Source organism: Chitinophaga sp. LS1 (genome assembly GCF_034274695.1).
Taxonomy (GTDB): Bacteria; Bacteroidota; Bacteroidia; order Chitinophagales; family Chitinophagaceae; genus Chitinophaga.
The window spans coordinates 6,077,554-6,100,150 of record NZ_CP128362.1 but is presented as its reverse complement, the minus strand read 5'-3'; the positions used below and the strand labels follow the sequence as shown (position 1 = coordinate 6,100,150).

General features: G+C 45.1%; 15 protein-coding genes. 7 read left to right on the top strand and 8 right to left on the bottom strand.

The features are described 5' to 3' along the window. Positions 1-50: 50 nt before the first annotated feature. From QQL36_RS25100 to QQL36_RS25090, 3 genes are read right to left on the bottom strand one after another with little or no spacing between them, the layout of a single operon-like run. Positions 51-1,442: an ATP-binding protein gene (locus tag QQL36_RS25100; RefSeq protein WP_083725441.1), complete on the bottom strand. Its 1,392-nt coding sequence runs from the start codon at positions 1,440-1,442 to the stop codon at positions 51-53. Beyond that, positions 1,442-2,128 carry a response regulator transcription factor gene (locus tag QQL36_RS25095; protein WP_083725443.1) on the bottom strand — a complete coding sequence of 229 codons (687 nt, stop codon included), beginning with the start codon at positions 2,126-2,128 and terminating at the stop codon, positions 1,442-1,444. Before QQL36_RS25095 ends, QQL36_RS25100 begins: the two co-directional genes overlap by 1 nt. Positions 2,129-2,165: 37 nt before the next feature. After that, positions 2,166-4,103: an ABC-F family ATP-binding cassette domain-containing protein gene (locus tag QQL36_RS25090; protein ID WP_321567163.1), complete on the bottom strand. Its 1,938-nt coding sequence runs from the start codon at positions 4,101-4,103 to the stop codon at positions 2,166-2,168. A 110-nt stretch (positions 4,104-4,213) separates the two neighbouring features. On the opposite strand from QQL36_RS25090, the gene QQL36_RS25085 reads away from it, so the two are divergent. The 5 genes from QQL36_RS25085 to QQL36_RS25065 all read left to right on the top strand — a co-directional run bounded on the left by QQL36_RS25085 (position 4,214) and on the right by QQL36_RS25065 (position 11,469). Next, complete coding sequence (locus QQL36_RS25085) at positions 4,214-4,783, top strand: DUF3347 domain-containing protein (RefSeq protein ID WP_083725447.1); 570 nt, start codon at positions 4,214-4,216, stop codon at positions 4,781-4,783. 201 nt (positions 4,784-4,984) lie between these two features. Further along, positions 4,985-6,925, top strand: coding sequence for a threonine--tRNA ligase (gene thrS / locus QQL36_RS25080; protein WP_321567162.1), 1,941 nt, complete (start codon positions 4,985-4,987; stop codon positions 6,923-6,925). A 249-nt stretch (positions 6,926-7,174) separates the two neighbouring features. Next, on the top strand, positions 7,175-7,930 hold the full coding sequence (infC, locus tag QQL36_RS25075) for a translation initiation factor IF-3 (RefSeq protein WP_321567161.1): 756 nt from the start codon (positions 7,175-7,177) through the stop codon (positions 7,928-7,930). Positions 7,931-8,050: 120 nt separating this feature from the next. Further along, positions 8,051-8,449 carry a response regulator gene (locus tag QQL36_RS25070; RefSeq protein ID WP_083725451.1) on the top strand — a complete coding sequence of 133 codons (399 nt, stop codon included), beginning with the start codon at positions 8,051-8,053 and terminating at the stop codon, positions 8,447-8,449. 14 nt (positions 8,450-8,463) lie between these two features. Further along, on the top strand, positions 8,464-11,469 hold the full coding sequence (locus tag QQL36_RS25065; protein WP_083725453.1) for an ATP-binding protein: 3,006 nt from the start codon (positions 8,464-8,466) through the stop codon (positions 11,467-11,469). A gap of 174 nt (positions 11,470-11,643) precedes the next feature. Here QQL36_RS25065 and QQL36_RS25060 read toward each other — a convergent pair whose 3' ends face one another. Genes QQL36_RS25060 through QQL36_RS25045 form a run of 4 tightly spaced genes read right to left on the bottom strand, consistent with a single transcriptional unit; the run spans position 11,644 to position 18,594 of the window. Further along, positions 11,644-12,939: a DUF4302 domain-containing protein gene (locus QQL36_RS25060; protein WP_083730354.1), complete on the bottom strand. Its 1,296-nt coding sequence runs from the start codon at positions 12,937-12,939 to the stop codon at positions 11,644-11,646. A gap of 12 nt (positions 12,940-12,951) precedes the next feature. Continuing rightward, entirely contained in the window at positions 12,952-13,779 is an 828-nt protein-coding gene (locus tag QQL36_RS25055; RefSeq protein ID WP_321567160.1) for a putative zinc-binding metallopeptidase, read from the bottom strand. Positions 13,780-13,799: 20 nt separating this feature from the next. After that, the gene (locus tag QQL36_RS25050) at positions 13,800-15,236 is read right to left on the bottom strand and encodes a RagB/SusD family nutrient uptake outer membrane protein (RefSeq protein ID WP_321567159.1); all 1,437 of its coding nucleotides are present in this window, start codon (positions 15,234-15,236) and stop codon (positions 13,800-13,802) included. A gap of 19 nt (positions 15,237-15,255) precedes the next feature. Then, a complete protein-coding gene (locus QQL36_RS25045) occupies positions 15,256-18,594 on the bottom strand; it encodes a SusC/RagA family TonB-linked outer membrane protein (RefSeq protein ID WP_321567158.1) in 3,339 nt (1,112 codons plus the stop codon). Positions 18,595-18,735: 141 nt separating this feature from the next. On the opposite strand from QQL36_RS25045, the gene QQL36_RS25040 reads away from it, so the two are divergent. Then, positions 18,736-19,719 carry a cation diffusion facilitator family transporter gene (locus tag QQL36_RS25040; RefSeq protein WP_083730358.1) on the top strand — a complete coding sequence of 328 codons (984 nt, stop codon included), beginning with the start codon at positions 18,736-18,738 and terminating at the stop codon, positions 19,717-19,719. Positions 19,720-19,814: 95 nt separating this feature from the next. On the opposite strand, the gene QQL36_RS25035 is transcribed toward QQL36_RS25040, so the two are convergent. Further along, positions 19,815-21,014 (bottom strand): serine hydrolase domain-containing protein, encoded by a 1,200-nt coding sequence (locus QQL36_RS25035; protein WP_083730359.1) that lies wholly within the window; start codon positions 21,012-21,014, stop codon positions 19,815-19,817. A gap of 295 nt (positions 21,015-21,309) precedes the next feature. Between QQL36_RS25035 and serA the strand changes: the two genes are divergently transcribed. Beyond that, positions 21,310-22,548 (top strand): phosphoglycerate dehydrogenase, encoded by a 1,239-nt coding sequence (gene serA / locus QQL36_RS25030; RefSeq protein WP_083730360.1) that lies wholly within the window; start codon positions 21,310-21,312, stop codon positions 22,546-22,548. The last annotated feature ends 49 nt before the right edge of the window (positions 22,549-22,597 follow it).

The window sequence follows — 22,597 nt, the reverse complement described above, 5'->3', positions numbered from 1 at the left end:
ATTCTCACTTAAAGAATGCTTTAAACACAATTAAAAACTCATTAAAATAATCAGGTGTGGGGCAGGATAACGGTGAAAATCGTGCCTTTCCCGGGGGTGGAGGAAGCGGAAATATGACCTTTGTGCAGTTGCACGATCTTTTTACAGATAGAGAGTCCCAGGCCATGGCCGCGGGTTTGATGAGCATTTGCTCCTCTATAAAAGGGTTCAAATACCTTGTTGAGTTCCTCCGGGGCTATACCGATCCCATTATCTCTGACCTGGATCTGTATATTATGTGTGAAGAAATCGATTGTAACCCTTGCAGTGTTGTCAGTAGAAAATTTAAAGGCATTGTCCAGCAGATTCAGGAATAATACCTTCAGCAGGCTCTCATTGCCCTGTACTACCAGCTCTGTATCCTGGTCGGGGACTTTCAGGAAGCTGATATCGACCTTAGGGCCCCTTTGCGGTTCACCCGCTACCGGTACATGTTTTAGTTTGACGAGGTTGCCCATTTCCAGCAGCAGCTCATCCATACGTACTTCACTGAAGATAAATTTCTGCTGGTTGAGCTCACTTTGTGCCAGTTGTAGCAGACCATTACTCAGGTCGGAGAGGTTCTCTGCATCTTCCAGTACGGAGGCTAAGATATCGGCGTATACTTCTTTTGTTCTGTCTTTGGAGAGGGCTACCTGTAGCTGGCTGATGATAGATGCCAGCGGAGTTCTCAGTTCATGGCTGGCATTGTTCACAAAGCTCTTCTGCAGGTCAAATGCATCGCTCAGGCGTTGCAGCATGGTGTTGAAGTTTGCACCCAGCTGCGCAATCTCGTCCTTGCCACGGGCTTCTACACTGATCCCCTGCAGGTTGTTGGCATTGATGGTCTTTACCTGCTTTACCAGTTTATCAATGGGTTGTACCATTTTACGGGCAAAGAAATAGCCGATGATGACTAATAGAATTACGGCTACGACAATTTCAATTATCAGGATCCGCTTCAGGTTCTGCAGGTTCTGATAACCATATTTATCAAAGGAAGACACCAGTACGATCACCGATACATCGCCCTCTGTATAATATACGCCGACCAGTTCACCGTTATCACGGCCATGACTATACTCTCCATACTTCTTAATATAATCCAGTAAAGGACGGGAAGTACGGATTGCTGTATCCTTTAAATTAGAATACAGCAGATCGTAGTTAAGGTTATATACAAGAATGCTTTCTTTATAGAGGTCCTGGAAGGTGGTTTTATCCAGTTTGCGCAGCAGGTCTACCTTCACGGTATTATCTTCAATGATTACATTGGCGATAGAGCGTGCGCGGTATTCCAGGCGGTCCAGGTACTCTGCCTGCCTGGATTGTGAAGAAAAGTAATAAGCGAGAATAGCAAAGGTGTTCAGCAATATGATGGCTGAAATAGAGTAGGAGAGTGCTATTTTATATTTGATCTTCACTATTCTTCTGCAAGGTAGTATCCCATACCAGTTTTGGTATGCAGCAGCTTATTTTCGAAATCCTTATCGATTTTTTTACGAAGGAAGTTCATGTATACTTCGATCACATTGGTACCTGTATCGAAGTCAATATCCCATACCTTTTCGGCAATGACGAGTTTGGAGATCACCTTCCCTTTGTGCAGGGCCAGGAATTCCAGCAATTGGTATTCTTTGGCTGTGAGGGGGATTTTTTTACCACTACGGGTCACTTCTTTCTTTTCCCTGTCTATTTCGAGGTCGGCGATGACGATCTTGTATTGAGAGTTCTGCTGTACTTCGCTACCGGCTCTTTTCAGGAATACGCGGATGCGCGCGAGGAGTTCCCGGAAATCGAACGGCTTTACGAGATAATCGTCTGCCCCCAGCTCAAAGGCCTGCATCTTGTCTTCCATACCGCCCAGGGCAGTCAGCATGATAATGGGGATACGGTTATTGCGGCGGCGGATCACTTCGCATACTTCATAACCATTACTATGGGGCAGGTTAAGGTCCAGGATCACCAGGTCATAATTATTGGAAGCGCCAAGGCTTTTACCCATACGGCCGTCGTAGGCTACATCTACCTCAAAGCCATTCTCCTCCAGGCCCTTTTTGACGGCGTTGGCTACTTTTATTTCATCTTCGACTACGAGTATTCGCTGCATAAGCTGATTTAAGGATGATGTGTACTGATGGAGCGGATTAACCTTCCAGCTCCATCAGTTTTTCAAATGCCTTTTCGTATTCTGCGGTGGCGCTTTTCAATTCTTTGCCCAGTTGAGCATATGCTGCTTCTACCTTTTGAAAACGGGCTTTGTCGGCATAGACGTCCGGATTATTCATTTCCGTTTCCAGGTCGGTTTTCTTTAAATTCAGCTTAGCCAGTTGCTCTTCCAGTTGCTGGAATTGCTTTTGCTGTTTCTGGAGTTCTTTTTTCTTATCCTTATCGATTGGCGCTCTTGGTTCCTGTTGTTTTACTGCAGGTGCTGCCGCTTCTTTTTTCTGTTCTTTAGCAGCTGCGGCCTGTTGTTTTGCTACTTCTGCCTGGCGTTTTTTATGCTCTTCCCACTCAGTATAGGTGCCTCTGAATTCCTTGATCTCACCATCCACAATTTCCCATATTTTGTTAGCCGTCTGGCTTACGAAATAACGGTCGTGGGAAACGAGTACATAGGTACCGTCGTACTTGGAGAGTGCATCGATCAGCATCTGTACGGAGTTCATGTCCAGGTGGTTCGTCGGCTCATCGAGCAGCAGGAAGTTCGCCTGACTGATGATTGTTTTTGCCAGCGCCACACGTGCTTTTTCACCCCCGGAGAGGATGCGGATCTTCTTATATACATCGTCGCCGGTGAAGAGGAAACAACCCAGGAGGGAGCGGAGCTCTACTTCTGTACGACCGCTACCGCAGCTTTTCAGTTCGTCGAGGATTTCGCTCTCCATGTTCAGACTTTCCAGCTGGTGCTGTGCGTAGAAGCTGTCTACTACGTTGTGACCGGGAATGCGTTCGCCTTCCATTTCTTCCGTACCAGCGATTACGCGGAGCAGGGTAGATTTACCCTTACCGTTTGCCCCAATCAGGGCGATCTTGTCACCACGGTTGATGATTGCGCTGGCCTGATCCAGGATGGTGAGATTACCATATTTCTTGGTCACTTCTTCCAGGGTACAGATAATCTTTCCCGGTGTTTTATCAATCGTGAAGTTGATTCTGATCTTGGAAGGACCACCATCTACCTGTTCTACTCTATCCAGTCTGTCCAGGCGTTTCATAGCACTCTGTGCCTGTGCGGCCTTGGAAGCTTTGGCTTTGAATCGCTCGATAAAGCGTTCCTGCTGGCGGATGTATTCCTGTTGATTTTCGTAAGAACGCTGCTGCATTTCGCGGCGCAGTTCTTTTTCCTGTTCGTAGTCTTCGTAATTGCCTGAGTAGTGGTGCAGCTGCTGCTGGTACAACTCAACAATCTTGTTGACCATTCTGTCGAGGAAGAAACGATCGTGCGATACGATGATCACAGCGCCGTTATAGCTTTGCAGGTATTTTTCCAGCCATTCGATGGAAGGGAGGTCAAGGTGGTTCGTCGGCTCATCGAGCATGAGTACATCCGGTTGCTGCAGGATCAGTTTTGCCAGGAGTACGCGCATGCGCCAACCTCCGGAAAACTGGTTGTAAGGTCTTTCCAGGTCAGCAGTGCTGAAACCGAGACCTTCCAGTACTTGTGCAGAACGGTGTTTCATTTCGTAACCGCCGAGGGTTTCGAAGAGGTGAAGTTTATCACTGAATTCGATCAGGAGCTCTTCGGACTGGTTAGTTTCCAGTTCCTGGGTAAGGCGCTCGATGTCTTTTTCCAATTTAATGGCTTCTTCAAAAGCGGTCATACCCACTTCGAGGATGGAGTCGTCAGATTCGAAGCTCAGAAGATCCTGGTTAAAGAAACCAAGAGAGAGGTTTTTAGCTTTGTTGACGCTACCTTTTGAAACGGAATACTCCCCGTTAATAACACGTAAAATAGTGGATTTCCCGGTTCCATTCATCCCGATCAATCCTACACGGTCGCCGGGAATGATATGCCACGAGGCGTTTTCTACAATGGCCCTTGCGCCAAACTCAAAAGTAATGTCCTGAAGTGCTATTAGCATTGCCTAAATTAATTGAAAGGGGCAAAGTTAGTGCTTTTTAATGATCCTTTGTGCCGGGCGCAGGCAAAAGCGATGGTTTCCTTATCTTTGCAAAAAGATACATATAATATATGAGGTTCATAGTAGCGGCATTATTACTGATCAGCATAGCAGCCTGTCAATCATCCACCAGGCAGGAGAACGGAGAAAAAGGGGATACTACGGCATTACAGGCGCCTTACGCCACTGTCTTTTACGATTCATTACAGTTAGCCATGGAGAGTTACTATTCCCTGACAGAAGGACTGACCCAGGCAAACATCACATATATAGACCGGTATAGTGCCGAGTTGAAACAACACCTCGACAGTCTGCCGCTCAATTCCCTGCAAATGGATTCCGGCCGGCTGGCAAATGTAAGGAACCAGGTGACCAGCATGAGTGCTGAGTTAAGTGGTTTGGTAAGTGAGAAGGCTATTGAAGAGAAAAGAGCTGCATTTGATATGGTGTCTGGTTTGTTGTTTGATTTGATTAAAGTGACAGGTGTGAAAGGGAAAACCGTTTACCGTCAGTATTGTCCGATGGCACTGAAGGATGCCGGTGGGTATTGGCTGAGCAATTCCAGTAAGAAGACGAATCCTTATTTTGGAAACGATATGCTGGGGTGTGTAGAAGTCACGGATAGTCTGAGATTTAACTAAGCAGGAAGTATAAATGCAGTGCTCACTGCTACCTTCGTCCCTGTTAATCCGAAGGTCCTGTCAACCATCTTTTAACAGATGTAGAAAAACCCATCAATTTTCTTAACTTCGCAAGCCCAAACGCGGTGTATCAAACAGATATACCCCATTGGGAACATAAAAACGCAAAACTTAATAGCTGAAGATTAACAGCTCAATCGTATGATCAACATTACATTACCGGATGGCGCAGTTCGTCAGTATGAAGCAGGAGTAACTGCAATGGACATTGCCAAATCCATCAGTGAGGGATTGGCACGCAAAGTATTAGCCGCTAAAGTGAACGGGCAGGTGGTAGACGCCGCCCGCCCTATAACGACGGACAGTACGCTGCAATTGCTGACCTGGTCTGATGTGGAAGGTAAGTCTACCATGTGGCACTCCTCCGCCCACCTGATGGCAGAAGCGCTGGAATCAATCTATCCGGGCGTAAAGTTCGGTTATGGCCCTGCACTTGAAGGCGGTTTTTACTACGACATCGACCTGGGTGGCCGTACCATCTCCGACGAAGATCTGCGTAAGGTAGAAGCAAAGATGGCTGAACTGGCAAAAGCCAACAACGCTTATGAACGTAGGGAAGTCAGCAAAGTAGAAGCATTGGATTACTTCACCAAAAAAGGTGATGAATATAAAATAGAGACCATCAACGAGCTGGAGGATGGTAAAATTACCTTCTATACACAAGGTAATTTCACTGATCTGTGCCGTGGCCCACACATTCCAAGTACCGGTTTTATCAAAGCGATCAAGCTGACAAATATTGCTGGTGCCTATTGGAGAGGTAATGAAAAGAACAAGATGCTGACCCGCATCTATGGTGTTACTTTCCCTAACCAGAAAGAACTGGATGAACACCTGTTCCTGCTGGAAGAAGCAAAGAAACGTGACCACCGTAAACTGGGTAAGGAACTGGAACTGTTCACCTTCTCCGAAAAGGTTGGTTTAGGTTTGCCACTGTGGCTGCCAAAAGGCGCCATGCTCCGTGAAAGACTCCAGGCTTTTCTGCAGAAAGCACAGCTGGACCTGGGATATTTACCGGTTGTAACGCCGCACATCGGTAACGTGAACCTGTATAAGACTTCCGGTCACTATGAAAAATATGGTAAAGACAGTTTCCAGACCATCCACACACCAGAGGAAGGCGAGGAGTTCATGCTGAAACCCATGAACTGTCCACACCACTGTGAAATTTACAAAGCCAGCCCTAAGAGCTATAAAGACCTGCCGGTACGCTTTGCAGAATTTGGTACAGTATACCGTTACGAGCAGCATGGTGAACTCCATGGTCTGACCCGTGTACGTGGATTTACTCAGGATGATGCGCACCTCTTCTGCCGTCCTGACCAGGTGAAGGAAGAGTTCATGAAAGTGATCGACCTGGTATTATATGTATTCAATAGTCTGAGCTTTACTGATTTTACAGCCCAGATCTCCCTGCGTCACCAGACAGACAGAACCAAGTACATCGGTACAGAGGAAAACTGGAACCTGGCAGAACAGGCGATCATTGAAGCAGCAGCAGAAAAAGGCCTGAGAACAGTAACAGAATACGACGAAGCAGCGTTCTATGGTCCTAAACTGGACTTCATGGTGAAGGATGCCCTGGGCCGTAAATGGCAGTTGGGTACCATCCAGGTGGATTACAACCTGCCTGAGCGTTTCGAACTCGAATATATCGGTGCAGATAACCAACGCCACCGCCCTGTAATGATCCACCGTGCGCCATTCGGTTCACTGGAAAGATTCATCGCCGTACTGATCGAACATTGCGGTGGTAAATTCCCGCTGTGGCTGACACCTACGCAGGTGAAAATCCTGCCAATTAGTGATAAGAGTCAGGCATATGCAGAAAAAGTGGCAGAATTGTTAAAAAAATCAGAAATTAGAGCAGAAATTGATGACCGGAGTGAGAAGATAGGTAAAAAGATCAGAGAAACCGAGCTTGCTAAGGTTCCCTATATGCTGGTACTGGGCGAAAAAGAGGCCGCTGAAGGCAAGGTAGCTGTACGCAGACAGGCCAAGGGAGACTTAGGAGCTATGGATATCGATCAATTCATCGCACTGGTCCAGGAAGAAGTCACAAACAGAAAATCTTTCGAATAAACGACTCTGTTACAAAAGTTTTTGTATCAACCCTCAAAAATGAGGGTTGATACTTTGAAAATTATAGAAATATATTTTTAACTAATTGAACTTTTGTATTTTCGGGTACGTTAATTGCGTAAGAGTCTATTAACATAAAAGGTCGGTTCATAGCTAATATCTATTATTTAAAGCAATAACAATTAGTAGCTGTGCCGGCTCATTCTAAACATTATAGACAATTATTAATTTGAAATTTTACTTTTTTTAATGCAGCAAGGACCCAGACCAAATTTTAACAGGGGTGGAAGAACCCCCAACTTCCGTAGAGAACAGCAACAAGAACACCGCACAAACAGAATGATTCGCGTTCCGGAAGTGCGTTTAGTGGGAGAGAACATTGAAGTAGGCGTATACCGCACGGAGGATGCCCTGCGTATGGCCGAAGAACAGCAACTGGACCTGGTTGAAATATCTCCGAATGCCGCTCCACCTGTCTGCCGCATCATTGACTATAATAAATTCCTTTACGAAAAGAAGAAGAAGGAAAAGGAAATGAAGGCGAATGCGCACAAAAGCGAAGTAAAAGAAATTCGCTTTACGCCTAATACCGACGACCATGACTTCGACTTCAAAGCCAAACATGCGGAGAAATTCCTCAAAGATGGTAATAAAGTAAAAACATATGTGCAGTTCAAAGGTCGTGCAATCATGTTCAAGGAACGAGGAGAGCTGATACTTTTGAAATTTGCAGAAAGATTGGCAGAAGTAGGTGCACTGGAAGGTATGCCTACCATGGAAGGTAAGCGTATGATCGCCATCTTCGCGCCTAAATCAGCTAAGAAAAAGCCAGGTTCTGGTAATAAAGAACCGAAGGAAGACCGTGCACCAAGGGAACCTAGAGAACCTAGGGAACCCAAAGAAGATCGTCCGCAGCAGCCAAGAGAGCCAAGGGAATCACGCCCTATCACTCCTGCCCAGGTATCTGCAGCACCAGCTTCAACACCTGAAAATAAACCAGAATAATCACTGGTACAACTTAATATAAATAAGCCCGGAGCCCATGGTTCCGGGCTTTTATTTAGGTATTACTTTTGATATGTACCTACATCTAAAAACTGTATATTGGGTAACCTTAGACACAATATGGAGGATAGGATCATTTGCTTCTTAATAGACGATGACGATGATGACCAGGAGATCTTTTCCCTGGCATTGAGCAACATCGATGAGAATATACATTGTATCACTGCCAATGATGGTATTGACGCACTGACAAAGTTGAACAGAGAAGATAAGTTCACCCCACACTTTATCTTTCTCGACCTGAATATGGTGCGCATGAACGGAAGGGAATGCCTGCAGGAAATCCGAAAGATTCCAAGGTTAGAAAATGTCCCTGTGATTATCTATTCCACTTCATCCGAACAACGCGACATTGTTGAAACCAAACATATGGGCGCTGCCGATTATATCGTTAAACCACCCAGTATGGCCCTCCTTGAAAAAAGATTGGAGCAAGTTTTGAGAGGGTATAATACCTGATTTCTACATATAATATGGAACTGACAAATACTGTAATCCCAGAATTCCTCACTGGCGGTGGGGAAATGGGTGCATTAATTCGCTCCCATGACTGGGCTTCAACCCCATTAGGCCGTTATGAAACCTGGCCGCAAAGTTTGAAAACCTGTATACGCATCATCCTCACATCCAGCCAACCTATGTTTGTTTGGTGGGGACCGGAGCTGATCAATCTTTACAACGATCCTTACAGGTCGATCCTGGGAGGTAAACATCCCCATGTGTTAGGTGCACCTGCTGCCGAAGTGTGGAAGGAAATCTGGGATGCAGTAGAACCACGGGCCACAGCCTGCATGGAAAAGAATATCGGCACTTACGACGAAGCACTCCTGCTGATCATGGAGCGCAATGGCTATCCGGAAGAGACTTACTACACCTTTTCATATAGTCCGATACCCGGTGATTATGGTGGTACAAATGGGATAATTTGTGCCAATACAGACGATACCTTCCGCATTACAGGTGAAAGACAACTACGTACTTTAAGAGATTTGGGCAAGATAATCATGGATACTAAATCCGATTCGGCCGTCTTTGCCCATACCATCGATATACTTAAACAGAACCTGCACGACTTCCCGTTCACCTGCATTTACCAGGTAAATACGGACACCGGAATGGCCACACAGGTGGGTACTTCTCATGAAAATGTGCTGCCAGCAAAGATTAAGCTGGATAGTGAGATCGCAGATTACTGGAAATTGCCTGAGGCAATTAGTTTCAATAAGACACTGGTTATCAGCAGCCTGATAGATGGTTTTGGTAATTTACCTTCAGGTGCATGGGGCCGCTCGCCGGACAATGCTTTGGTCATTCCGATGAATGCTGGTCAGTCAGCCGTATCTGTACTGCTGATCGTCGGTCTGAATCCACATCGGCAGCTGGATGAAAAGTACAGCAGCTTTTTTCAACTCATAGCCGACCAGATTGGAAGTGGTCTTTCGAATGTGTACGCATACGAAGAAGCCCGCAAAAGAGCCGAAGCACTCATAGAAATCGACAGAGCCAAAACAGCCTTTTTCAATAACATCAGTCACGAATTCCGAACGCCGCTTACCCTTATGCTGGGTCCCCTGGAAGAATTGCTGGCTGGTAACACTTCTGTATTTTCGACGAAACAGCAAGCCGACCTGGAGACAATGCATAGGAACGCCAATCGGCTCCTGAAACTGGTAAACACCCTCCTTGACTTTAGTCGCATTGAAGCTAAAAAAGCACAGGCGCAGTATTGCCCTGTCGATCTTGCAAATGTAACAATGGACCTGGCTGGTAGTTTCCGTTCAGCAATCGAGCATGCCGGTATGCAACTGGAAGTGGATTGCCGCGTGCTACAGGAAACGGCATATATAGATAGAGAGATGTGGGAGAAGATCGTGCTCAACCTGCTCTCGAATGCTTTTAAATACACCCTGAAGGGTACTATTTCTGTTGTCTTATATGAGGATGATGGCCATGCTATTCTGAAAGTAAAAGATACGGGTATCGGTATACCAGATGAGGAACTGCCACATATGTTCGAACGTTTCCATAGAGTGAAGCAGAGTGGTGGCCGTTCTTTTGAAGGAACCGGTATTGGTCTGTCATTAGTGAAAGAACTGGTGCTGCTCCATGAGGGAAATATCACTGTGGAGAGTGAACTGGGTATAGGTACTACTTTCACCGTCAGTATTCCATTGGGTATGGCGCACCTGCCAGAAGATCAGGTTTCGATGCATGATAACAATGATTATTTCTCGTTGTTGCCTGAGAATTTTGCCCAGGAAGCCGCTCAGCTGGACCCCGGCTTAGGTCTGGCGGAGTTAGATCCGAATGTAGACGCTGAAGAGGATAAACCGGTTATCCTTGTTGTTGATGACAATGGTGATATGCGGGACTACCTTCAGCGCCTTCTCCACCATTATTATATAGTGGATACGGCAGCTAATGGGAAACTTGCGCTTGAACGTATTCGTCAACAGGTACCTGAGCTTGTGATCAGCGATGTGATGATGCCCGAAATGGACGGAGTGGCATTGTTGCATCACCTGAAAGGTGATCCCGACACATCTGGTATTCCCGTTATCCTGCTTTCGGCCAGAGCAGGTGAGGAAGCTAAAATAGCAGGTTACGATATTGGTGCAGATGATTATCTCGTCAAACCGTTTTCAGCGAAAGAATTATTAGCGAGGGTACGTGCACAGATCAGGATCACGAGGCTGCACCGCCACGCTGTGGAAATATTGCAGCAAAGTGCCCAGGACCTTGAACAAAAAGTTGATGAGCGAACTGCCGAATTGTTAAGAAAAAATAATGAGCTAGAACAATTTGCATATATCGCGAGTCATGACCTGCAGGAACCTCTGCGAAAAATCAGGACCTTCTCCGAATTGCTGCAAAAGAGTATGAAAGACAGTGGTACCCAGGCCAATCATTACTTCGAAAAGATCCAGTCATCTGCTACCCGAATGACGGCACTTATCAAAGACGTGCTGGACTATTCCCGTCTTTCTAATCCGGCAGCCCGTTTTGTGAATACCGACCTCCAGGCTATTTTGAAAAATACCCTAACTGACTTCGAATTATTGATAGAACAAAAGGGCGCCCTGGTACAATCAGATGCATTACCAGTTGTACGTGGAATCCCTTTACAAATACAGCAATTATTTACGAACCTGATCGGCAATTCCCTGAAATTCTGTGACAAAGATCCGTTTATAAAAATCAGCGTAGCTGGTGTATCCTTTGATGAACTTCCTGAAGAATTATCTAAAGATCAATCTTATATCAAACTGATCTTCCAGGACAATGGCATAGGGTTCGAACAACAATTTTCCAATCGCATCTTCACCATTTTCCAGCGCCTCAATGATAAAAAGACATATGCAGGTACGGGTATCGGCCTGGCGCTCTGTAAGAAAATTGCAGAAAACCACCATGGGTTGATACAAGCCGAGGGCGAACTGGGTAAGGGGGCTACCTTTACAGTATATTTACCGAAATAGAAAAGAGCGTGTATCATAAATAAATAAAACTCCTGAGAAACGCATAAAATGGGATCTGGCTCCATTCTTATATCCGAATTAAAAGAGGGTGTATCTAACTTATGATGCACCCTCTTTTAATTCGGATATATAATTTGCATTTATGCAGTTCTAAGGAGTTTCATTTTTTCCCCTCTATTCCAGATATCCGGTAAAATAGAATCCCGTATCCTCTACGCTTTTCAACTGTCCCAACGTTCCCTGATAAAAGTCCATGGTGAAATGATCGTTTTCAAGGTGATCAAGTAATGGCGCCATATCTGTATCTATCAATGCCGCATTGCCTGAATATGTCTGTCCTGTAAAGTCAAATACCCCTGTTGTGGTTTTGGTATAAGTATATGGGAACTCAGCCAGGTACAGCCGGTTATTCTGAATCACATATACATCCAGGTATAAAACGCCTGCATCTTTGTCAAAAGTGAAGTACGTATAATACAATGTCAACCCATAATTTCCACTCTTCAATGACGTCGCGATAGACTTCCACATATTTGTAAAATCATCTGACCATCCGGGAATTGCCTGCGGCGGGACTACGATAGAAGTGAAACTTACACCGATCAACTGATGCATGGGTATAATAGAATTATCAGCCACCTGCACATCTACCCGGTTGCCATTTATTTTTACATAAAATACCTGATTATCAGGATCCCAGAATACCTCATTAAAGGTATAGCTGCCATATGTAATTGGTGTTTGCAAATACAAACCATTGGTTGTATAGTAAAATGGGGTTGTGATCAGCTGTACCTTTCCTGCATCATCGAGATAGATTAAAGTAAAGTTTTTCGTAAATGTATTTATGCTCACCTGCAATTTTCGACCATCTGTAAATTGTAAATATTGCCAGGGGAAATCAGCAACGTTATTCTCAATATCTACTAACTGGTTACCAAAAGCGCCGGAGGTATATGCATCGTGTTCTGCCTTTGTCGCCTTTATCAAAATCATTTTGGTACTATAAGTGATCCCCGTGAGTTTGATTGTATCAGCCGATACACTGTCAATGGAATATTCAAAATCTACAGAATATCCCTGACCGGTGACGCCACCATATACATTTGGATCGGGGTCTGCCAGCAGGTGCAGGTAAGTGTAGGTATCAAATAATAGGGAGGGGCGTTGCATGGCTTTTAAACGGTAGGTACTGTTTTCGGGAGTAGCTGCAGCATCTTCCGTGACGTCGCCATACATGGTCACCCTGCCTGCGGTATCGAAAGTAAAGAAGAAACTATACCCGCCGCCGGCTGGTGGAAACACGGCTGTCTTCCATCCATATTCAGCACCTGTTAATCTTGTTTTATAATCTGCCAGCGCTTTTTCCAGTCGCTGATCGGGCGTTTCACCAAAGATAGAGGTCGTTTGATCTTTTCGGCAGCTCAGGAGGCATGCCAGTATCAGTATATATAATATATGTGTACGCATGATTGAGCTGTATTAAAGATTATTGATAGCGTTCTGGGTTCTTGTCTGCAGACTGTAGAAGTCAATATTCCAGCTTTCCTTGAAGTACCGTACCACGATCTCTTCCTTCTGGCGTAATTTGGCGGCGCCGTCATCAGGCGCACTGGCTACGATGGCATCAAAACCACTTTTGCCTTCTACCAGCATTGTCGATACCATTTCAACAAAGTCTTCATCTGGTGCACTACGCGCATACTGGGTCACAAAACCTCTTGCCAGCGCTTCGTCCAATGTATAATCATTCCAGCTGCCGGTATATCCTGTAGAAATGGTTTTGAATTCTACAGGGTACATGATCGTCTGATGCAGGATGTGTGCAAACTCGTGGTGGATGGTGTGCAACATTTCCCGTACACCTGGTTTATTATCAAGGCTGAAATCATTCAACGCAAAGAGTACGACTTTACGGCCCCCTTCTGCAGTACCCAGTGTTACGGTGTTGTTGGTATTGTATTGCGGGCTACCTACCAGAACGAACTGTTTCTGACAATATGTTTTAAAGAAAGCATCACCTGCTTCACCGATGTAAGGAGCGATCCATGTTTTTGCAATGGTTGTCATCACAGGTTCAACCTGCGATTCAGTAACTGGTACAAGGTCCTTGTTCAACGACAATTCATATCGGTCAAACCGGTATTTCACTTCTATATTATACTGATTGACAAAATTGGAATCCAGCCAGTAATCCAGTGGCCCTTTTTCCCAGGTCTCTCCACCGAGTCCCGGCAGGTCTGTATCCAGGGTTTCCTTTTTGGAACAGGCTACCAGCAGCATGATCAGCAATATTGATAAGTATTTCATTTTCAAAATTTTTAATGCGGTTAACGGGGATTTTGTTCAATACCGGAGAGCTTCACTTCCTGTGGTAACTGGAACAATCTACGGAGGTCATCACCAGTCAGGGTTTCACCACTATGGGATACAGGAATGTGATACCGAAGTATATCGAACCAGCGCATGCCTTCCTGCATAAATTCTGCCTGTTTAAAATCCAGCAGGGTATAAATGAGGCCGGTCTTTACATCGGTAGTGCCATAAAAGTTGGTCAGCTTCGTATTTGTAATACGGTAACTGGTATTGTAACCATCGATACGCATACTGGCGTAGTCATTCAGGTCCTGCTTGGCGGCATCGTAATTACCCAGATAGATGTTCGCTTCTGCTCTGTTGAATAAAACTTCTTCTGCTGTAAAGAGTGGGAAGATGGTATAAGGCACCCCGATATCCGCGTTGGCACTGGAACGTACAAAGTGCTCTCTGAACTTGAGGATCTCCCAGTTGTCAGTATTATCGCCTACATAGTAGAGTGGTTGTACCCAGGTAGCTCCGGTCACGTTTGGATACCGATATAAATTATATACAAGATCCGTTTGCAGTCCGTATCTGTATTGCGCAACATTGCGGGCCCATATAGAAGGAGCTTCTACCAATAGCAGATTCGCAGGCTCGGTAGCGTTCGTATACAAAGCCAGTGCTTCCGCAGCAGTGAGGTTTTGATACACCGTTACCCATTGGCGCAGGTTACTTTTGATATTGCCTCCGGGAAATACATTCGCTGCATAGGTGAGCACTTTCTGATAATCCTTTTTGAATAAATAGAAGCGTGTCGCAAATGCATTGGCGGCCGAAGTGGTGAAGTGATACTTAGGTATTGTGTAGGAGGTATTTTTAATAAGCGGTAACCCGGTAGTCAGGTCTTTTTCGATCTGCTCATAAACATAAGCCACTGTCTTGCGCTCGTATTGTTTGATCACTACATTTTCAGGAGTAGTCACATATGGAATGCCCGGGTCCTGAGCTGCGGTAGCAGCATCATATACTTTGGAAAAGAGAGTTACGAGCATGAAATGTGCATACGCTCTAGCTACCAGTGCTTCGCCTTTTTGTGCATTGTAGTCTGCCGGGTTGTCTGCATTTTCGATTGCCTGTAATGCCTGGTTACAGGCCGCGATGGCTTTATAGCAATTGTTCCAGTAGTAAGTAGGAGACCCCTCTGTTTTATCAATGACGTCCCTGAAATAATAAGGGTTGGTATTGATCTGCAGCGATACGGTACCACCTGTTCCTTTGTCGGCTGCATTGTCTGATGCGGCTTCTGTAAAGGTGGCATAGTCTCCCTGCGGATACGCCGTACCCAACAGCTCAGCTACTTTATCCATACTGTTCAATTGTGTACGCTGATCTGGTGCCTGCTCCAGGTATTTCTTACACCCGCTGCCTGCCAGTAATATGAATAATAAGATATGATGCTTTTTCATGAATGCGTGTTTTAAAGGGTTACAGACTGGCCTTTACTGAAAGGGTGAACTGACGAGGGATAGGCAATGCCACACCACCTGCATTGAAGAATTCAGGGTCCTGTCCATTCAATCGTTTGTCAGAATATATGAGCCAGAGGTTATTGGCTACCAGGCTCACAGAGAGGTTGTTGAATCCTTTTGGTTTAAAACCATACGTCAGGGATACCTGCTTCAAACGGACAAAGCTACCATCTGCTACGCGTATAGTAGAGTAGTTGTAATTATTATAAGGATACACGCCATCCAGTAGAGATTCCCCATATTTATCGAGTATACTGGGTACATTGGTACGTGCTTCATCACCCGGTAATGTCCATCTGTTGATGAAGTCATTAGAGCTGGCATCGAGATCGGAGTACTGTTGTTTGAAGCCGGGGTTCAGGCGGATCTTATTTCCCGTACTATAAGTAACCAATGCAGAGAGGGAGAAGTTTTTATATCGTAGTGTATTATACCATCCACCGGTGAGTGTAGGATCTACTGGTCCGTCATAATGGAGGTTTTGTACCTTGTCACTTTGTAGATATACATTATTGCTGGTCTCTCCATTTTCATTTATAAATAATGGTGTACCGTCTTTGGGGTTCAGCCCTGCAAATGGAATGGAATACAGTCCCCTTACAGGGTGACCTTGTGTGGCGCCGCCTTCAGCTACGACCAGGTCCCAGATGATCGGGTTATTTTCCAACCGGGTGATCTTTCCTTTGTTATAGCCAAGGGTGAGTTGTGTGCGTAATCCCCATTCTCTGTCATCAAGGATCTTATAAGCGATGGTTGCTTCCACTCCTTTGGAATGCATATCTCCATAGTTCGCGATTTTGATTTCCTCGCCACCAATACCTGAGGTACGGATAGGGCCGATAAGATCAAATCCTTGTCTTAAATATCCATCCAGTGTCAGGGTTAATTTATCCTGAAACATGCCCAGGTCAATGCCCACATTTGTCTCATATTGCTTTTCCCAGGTGAGTTGGGAGTTCTCTAAACTTTGTATATAAATGACTGATTCTACTTCAGATAGATAAGGTCTGTTCGTACTTCTGTTTTGCAATACGACACTTGAGTTTCTTGCATTTCCCATACTTCCGGTCAGACCATAAGTGGCTCTCAGGGTGAGTCTGTTTATATTATTCAGTGATTGCATGAAATCTTCTGTGTCGAGGTTCCATGATCCGCTCACATTCCATGTAGGCAGCCATCTTGCGGTTCTGGATTCACCTAGCAGATTTGAGCCATCATAGCGTACACTTCCATTGAAATTATATTTACCCTTGTAAGAATAAGCAGCATTTGCGAGATAAGCTAAATAACGATCGTAGTTCATCGTCATGCTGTAGTAATTGAAATTATTCTCAACATTCTGCTTGATAATGTTGGGATCTATATAAGGCACACCGCCTTTGTCAAACTGGTAACCATATCCATCGAATTGTTTGTTCTGTCTGTTGGCATAGCGCAACTCCTGTGAGCCTAGCAGATTCAGGGTATGTGTATTGTTCCAGGTTTTACTCCATTCTAATGTATTCCTATAATAATAACTTACGAGGTAATCATCATCAGTGGAATAGATACCGCCATAGGGTAAAACGACGATGGCTTCAGCATCGGGGTTATCGGGATCTTTGTAAAGGAATCTGTTTCTATCCCTGATAGTCGCATCGCCTGCAGCTCTGTACGCCATTGGCATATTGGAGTTCTCTTTTACCTTATGTTCCTGGCTACTTTTTACATAGCGAATGTTACCAAGAAAAGTGTATTTCAGATTAGGCAGGATCTTATAAGAAAACTCGCCCTGTAATTTCAAATCCAGCTGGCTCACATCAATGTAATTGTTTGCCATTTCGTTGAGGATATTGAAAGGAGCGAAGTTGCGGGTAAAGTATTCCAGGTGCCCCTGTTCATCGTACGCTGTGAGTGTACGACTGGTATTCAGCGCATAGCTGTATGGGTTGATGTCGAAGTCACGGTCAAACTGCCCGCTTACCGGGTTACTGTTCCGGTTCAGACTACCGGGTACCCGTTGATCACGAATTACGCCCTGGGTTATAAATCCGAAGGAGACCTTGTCATTGAAGTTGTAATTCGCTCTTACATTTCCCGTGAAGCGTTTTAGTTTATCAGCCGGGGTCCAGCCACCATCCTGCAGGAAACTTGTAGATACATAGAGCTGTGACCGGTCCGTACCGGAAGAGATGCTCACGGAATGTTCCTGCATCAATGAATTCTTAAATAGTGTATTGAACCAGTCCGTATTGGCACCGGCATATCTTTGTAGAAATGCCTTGCGGGCTTCTGGAGTATTTGCCAGCCCAAACTGTCCTTTTGTTGCATCGTAGGTATCGATCAGGTTGTACATTTTGGTATATACACCGCCATTTTCCGCGCGGGTGGCATCAGAGTGGTTCAGCCAACCTTTGCGTTCCAGTTCTGTATATACGGACATCTGGTTAGCAGAATTCATGATGTCAAACTGATCATAGGTAGGTTTCAGATAAGTAGAGAAGTTACCTGTGTAGGAGACTACCGGCTTGCCTACACGGCCTTTCTTGGTCGTGATCACGATTACGCCATTCATCGCTCTGGCTCCATAGAGTGCGGTGGCGGCAGCGTCTTTTAATATCTGGAAACTCTCAATATCGTCCGAGTTCAAACCCGCCACAGAAGAGCCGAGTAGGGTAGAGGGGTTCCCGGTGGAGAGTTGTTCGTTGCTTACATTGATCACATCTTCCAGCACTACACCATCCACCACCCACAGGGGTTTATTATCACCAGTGATACTGGTAGCACCACGAATGCGGATTTTGGGTGCGGCACCGAATGTACCAGATACGTTTTGGATACTCACACCGGCCACCTGGCCTTCCAGCATACGGCTTACATCCGCAATACCGGCACGCCTTACGTCCGATGCTTTCACAGCAGTGGCCGCACCTGTGAAGAGTTTTCTGTCAATGGTCTGGTAACCGGTGACCACTACTTCGCCCAGGTTACTTACGTCTTCTTCCAGTGTTGGATTGATGACCGATTGGGCAGCACGGGTGATCGATTTATACCCGACCATGGAAAAGACGACGGTGGCCCCCGTCTTTACTTTTAGTTTGTAGGTTCCATCAGGGCCGGTCATGGTACCATTCTTTGTGCCTTGCTCTATTACACTGACGCCCGGGGCGGCGGCGGTCACTCCATTCTTGTCGAGTAGCCGGACCACACCGGTAATGACTATATCAGCGGGTTGTTGAAATGCATGCACAGGATTCATGCATATGCTGCACAATAGCAGGCATAGCCATGCAGACTTTGGGTTGAAATTCAGCATAATTACGATTTTGGTTGGGGGACTATTACTACAGTTACATCTTTATTTTGCTACAGTTAAGTTTTGTTATCTTTTAACTTACACTCACTTACACTAAACTTACGGAAAATTTCTTTTCTTTGTGGATCAATTAATAGTGTTTTGCAGAGAAAAGAATTACGTGTCATATTGATCTCCCTGATCGTAAGTTTTATACTTACTGGAACCAAGTTCCTTGCCTGGTTCCTTACGCACTCAGTAGCGATATTGTCAGACGCCCTCGAATCCATTATCAATGTGGTAGCCGGCGCCTTTGCCTGTTACAGTATTTACCTGACCAGCAAGCCGAAAGATGAAAACCACCCCTACGGCCATGGTAAGGTGGAATTCTTCTCCATCGGGTTTGAAGGGGCCATGATTTTTATAGCGGGTTGTTTGATCCTCTTTAAAGCTGCTCAGTTTTTCTTTATTCCCAGTCCGCTGGAAAGTATAGACAAGGGTCTCTGGATCATTGGGGGTACGGCTTTGGGGAATCTTATGTTAGGCGCTTATTTGTTACGCGAAGGGAAGCAGCTGTCGTCTCTCACCATTACCGGTAATGGGTCTCATATCATGACGGATGTGTATAGCAGTGCCGGACTGGTCGTTGCGTTATTGATCATTCACTTTACGGGATGGGTCTGGATAGATCCGCTGGCGTCTGCATTGATGGGGTCTCTTATTTTGCGCCAGGGCTACCGGTTGCTGCGTCAATCCATTTCCGGTCTGATGGATGAAACGGATATGCAGATGGTGGATAAGGTGATCCGGATCTTAGAAGAGCACCGCAGAGACAAGTGGATTGATATACATAATATGCGGGTACAGCAGTATGGGAATAATTATCATATTGATTGCCATTTGACCCTACCGTATTATTTATTATTAAACGATTCGCACGAGGAATTGAAAGCGATAGAAAACCTGGTTAATAATGCATTTACATCAGGAGAAGTAGAGTTCTTTATACATACAGATCCCTGTATTGGCTCTTGTTGTCATTATTGCCATATGGCGAAATGCGCGGTGAGGCAGCATGAATTTACGGGTACAATACCATGGACGAGGGAAAATGTATTACCGAATAGAAAACACGGAGAAGAATAAAACTGGGAGCTGGTCAGGTAATACGCCAGACCAGCTCCGCAAAAAAAACTTATGCCTTTCGGCATAAGCTTTTTTTTTGCGTTATTAATTTTGTGCTATTCTTCACCTTCCGTCTCACCATCACCTGCTCCTAAAATCGCAGCTACTGGTTTCACAGCATGGTATATATTCCTATTATACTTATTCCCTAATATAATAATCGTAGACGTATCTTTCACAATCCTGTAAAACACCGTATTATTCCCGTGCCACCAGCCATTGTGATATACAATTTCAGAACTATCGGGGTACACCATCAATCTCCATCCCAATCCATAATTCCGTACACCCGGTTTCTCATGGCTATAAGGAGTATATGCGATTTTCAACCATTCCGGCGTAAACAGCTTGCCGTTATATAACCCCTGATCCCATTTCAGCATATCCTGGGCGGTGCTATATATCCCTTTATCACCTACCACACCATCAAAATTGGTATCGGGTTCTGCCTGCCCATTGTATTTATGACTGATGGTCTGGTGTGCCCTTACAGGGGTAGCCGGATCATATACAAACGTATTATTCATGCCCAGTGGGTCAAAGAAGGTCTTTTGTAAGAAATCCGCATATTTCTGCCCGGTTACCTTTTCAATGATGGATGCCAGGAGCATAAAATTGGTATTACAATATTGGAAATGCGTATCAGGGAGGTGCTGAATCTTTGGTTTATGTTGTTCCATCAGGCGGATCACATCGTCATTGGTCATAAACCGCTTCTTATCCGGCCAGATGCTGTCACAGAAATACAGGTAATTTGGTAACCCGCTCCTGTGGGACAATAACATACGGACAGTAATTCCCTTATATGGAAAACCGGGGAAGAACTTCTGGAGGGTATCTTCCAGGCTCAGCTTCTGCTGTTCTGCCAGGTATAACGTAGCCATCCCGGTAAATGTCTTGGACACAGAGGCCATCTGGAACGAAGAACTCTCCCCGATGAGGGAGTTTTTCGTTCTAAAGTTCTCCAGGCCATGATATTTCTCGAAGATAATCACCCCTTTCTTGGCTACAATCATAGATCCATTGAAGCCGGAGCGCAATAAATTAGTATTGTAAAAAGTTTCCAATTCCTGTTGTTGCACCTTGGTGCGGGGGGAATTGAGTACAGCTGCTCTCGCCTCATCAGTGATCTCAATCTGCGTAGTATCCTTTGTTCTCGATTTTCTATCCTTATTATACGCCGCATTGCTTTGACAAGCGGTAACAGCGTATAACGTAAACCCGGAGATAGTTAGTGCAATAAAAGCTGCTTTCATTCTGCTGTTAAGAGTCGATCTGTGACAAATATTTCGTAAAAGCCTTAAAATTAGGACCTAAAGCTAAGTTGGGCAAAAATTTCAATACCAAATTGGTCATTTTAAAGGTATTTTAAGATTTATACCCCGAAAATGGCAAAATAAAGCCCAAAAACTGGCTTAATTTTGACGAAATCAAATTTGAAGCGACTGCTATTTGATTTTTGCGCAACATCTTTTAGGTTTGTGCTTTGTTTGCCGTAATAACAAACATTAAGCCAATTGTTTTGCAGTTGGTAACATATAAAATAGAATCATGGATCAGCAAAAGTTGACTAGTTATCCGAAGGAGAAGATCAATATTTTATTGTTGGAAAACATCAGCGATGCCGCCGCGGCACAATTTACATCAGCTGGTTATACCAATGTAAAAAGGTTATCGGGAGCGCTGAGCGAAGAAGATCTGATTCGTGAGGTAAAAGACGTGCATCTGCTGGGCATCCGCTCAAAGACGCAGGTGACACGCAAGGTACTGGAGGCAGCTCATAAACTGCAGGGCATCGGTTGTTTTTGTATAGGTACCAACCAGGTAGACCTGAAAAGTGCCCGTGAGTTTGGGGTAGCCGTTTTCAATGCACCTTATTCCAATACCCGTTCTGTGGCTGAGCTTGTAATTGGTCTGTCCATTATGCTCATCCGCCGTATTCCGGACAAAAATGCCGCTGCGCATGAAGGTACCTGGATGAAAGAAGCCAAAGGCAGCTTCGAACTGAGAGGTAAAAGCCTGGGTATAGTAGGTTATGGTAATATCGGTAGCCAGGTGAGCGTACTCGCTGAGGCAATGGGTATGAACGTACTTTACTATGATGTGGAAACCAAACTACCATTGGGTAATGCGGTACAGATCCGCTCCCTGGATGAGCTGTTTGCGCAGTCAGATATAATCTCCCTGCATGTACCGTCTACCAAGACGACCAATAATATGATCACGGCCGAGGTGCTTAGCCATGCAAAACCGGGAGCTATCTTCATCAACTATGCACGTGGTGAAGTGGTAGACCTGGAAGCACTGAGAGATGCCCTGCTGGAAAAACGCCTGAGTGGTGCTGCCATCGACGTATTCCCGGTAGAACCTGAAAAGAACGGTGCTGCATTTTCTACACCGCTGCAGAAACTGAGCAATGTGATCCTCACGCCTCACATCGGTGGTAGCACTGAAGAAGCGCAGCACAATATTGGTCTGGATGTGAGCAGTAAAATGCTGAATTACCTCGAGAAAGGTGCGAGCTTCGGTTCTCATACTATTCCGGCGATGAGCGTTCCGGAAGTAGATCATACACATCGTATTTTGCATATTCACCAGAATGTTCCGGGGGTGTTATCTGAAATCAATACTGTGCTTTCTCAGAATAAGATTAATATCCTGGGGCAGTATTTGAAAACGAATGATACGGTTGGTTACGTTGTATTGGATGTGGATAGTGGGTTATCCAAAGAAGCGTTTGTATTGCTGCGTGATGTGAAGAATACAATTAAGGCCAGATTGCTTTATTAATTGGAGTAATAAATATGGTAAAATACCCCGCAGCCTGCTGCGGGGTATT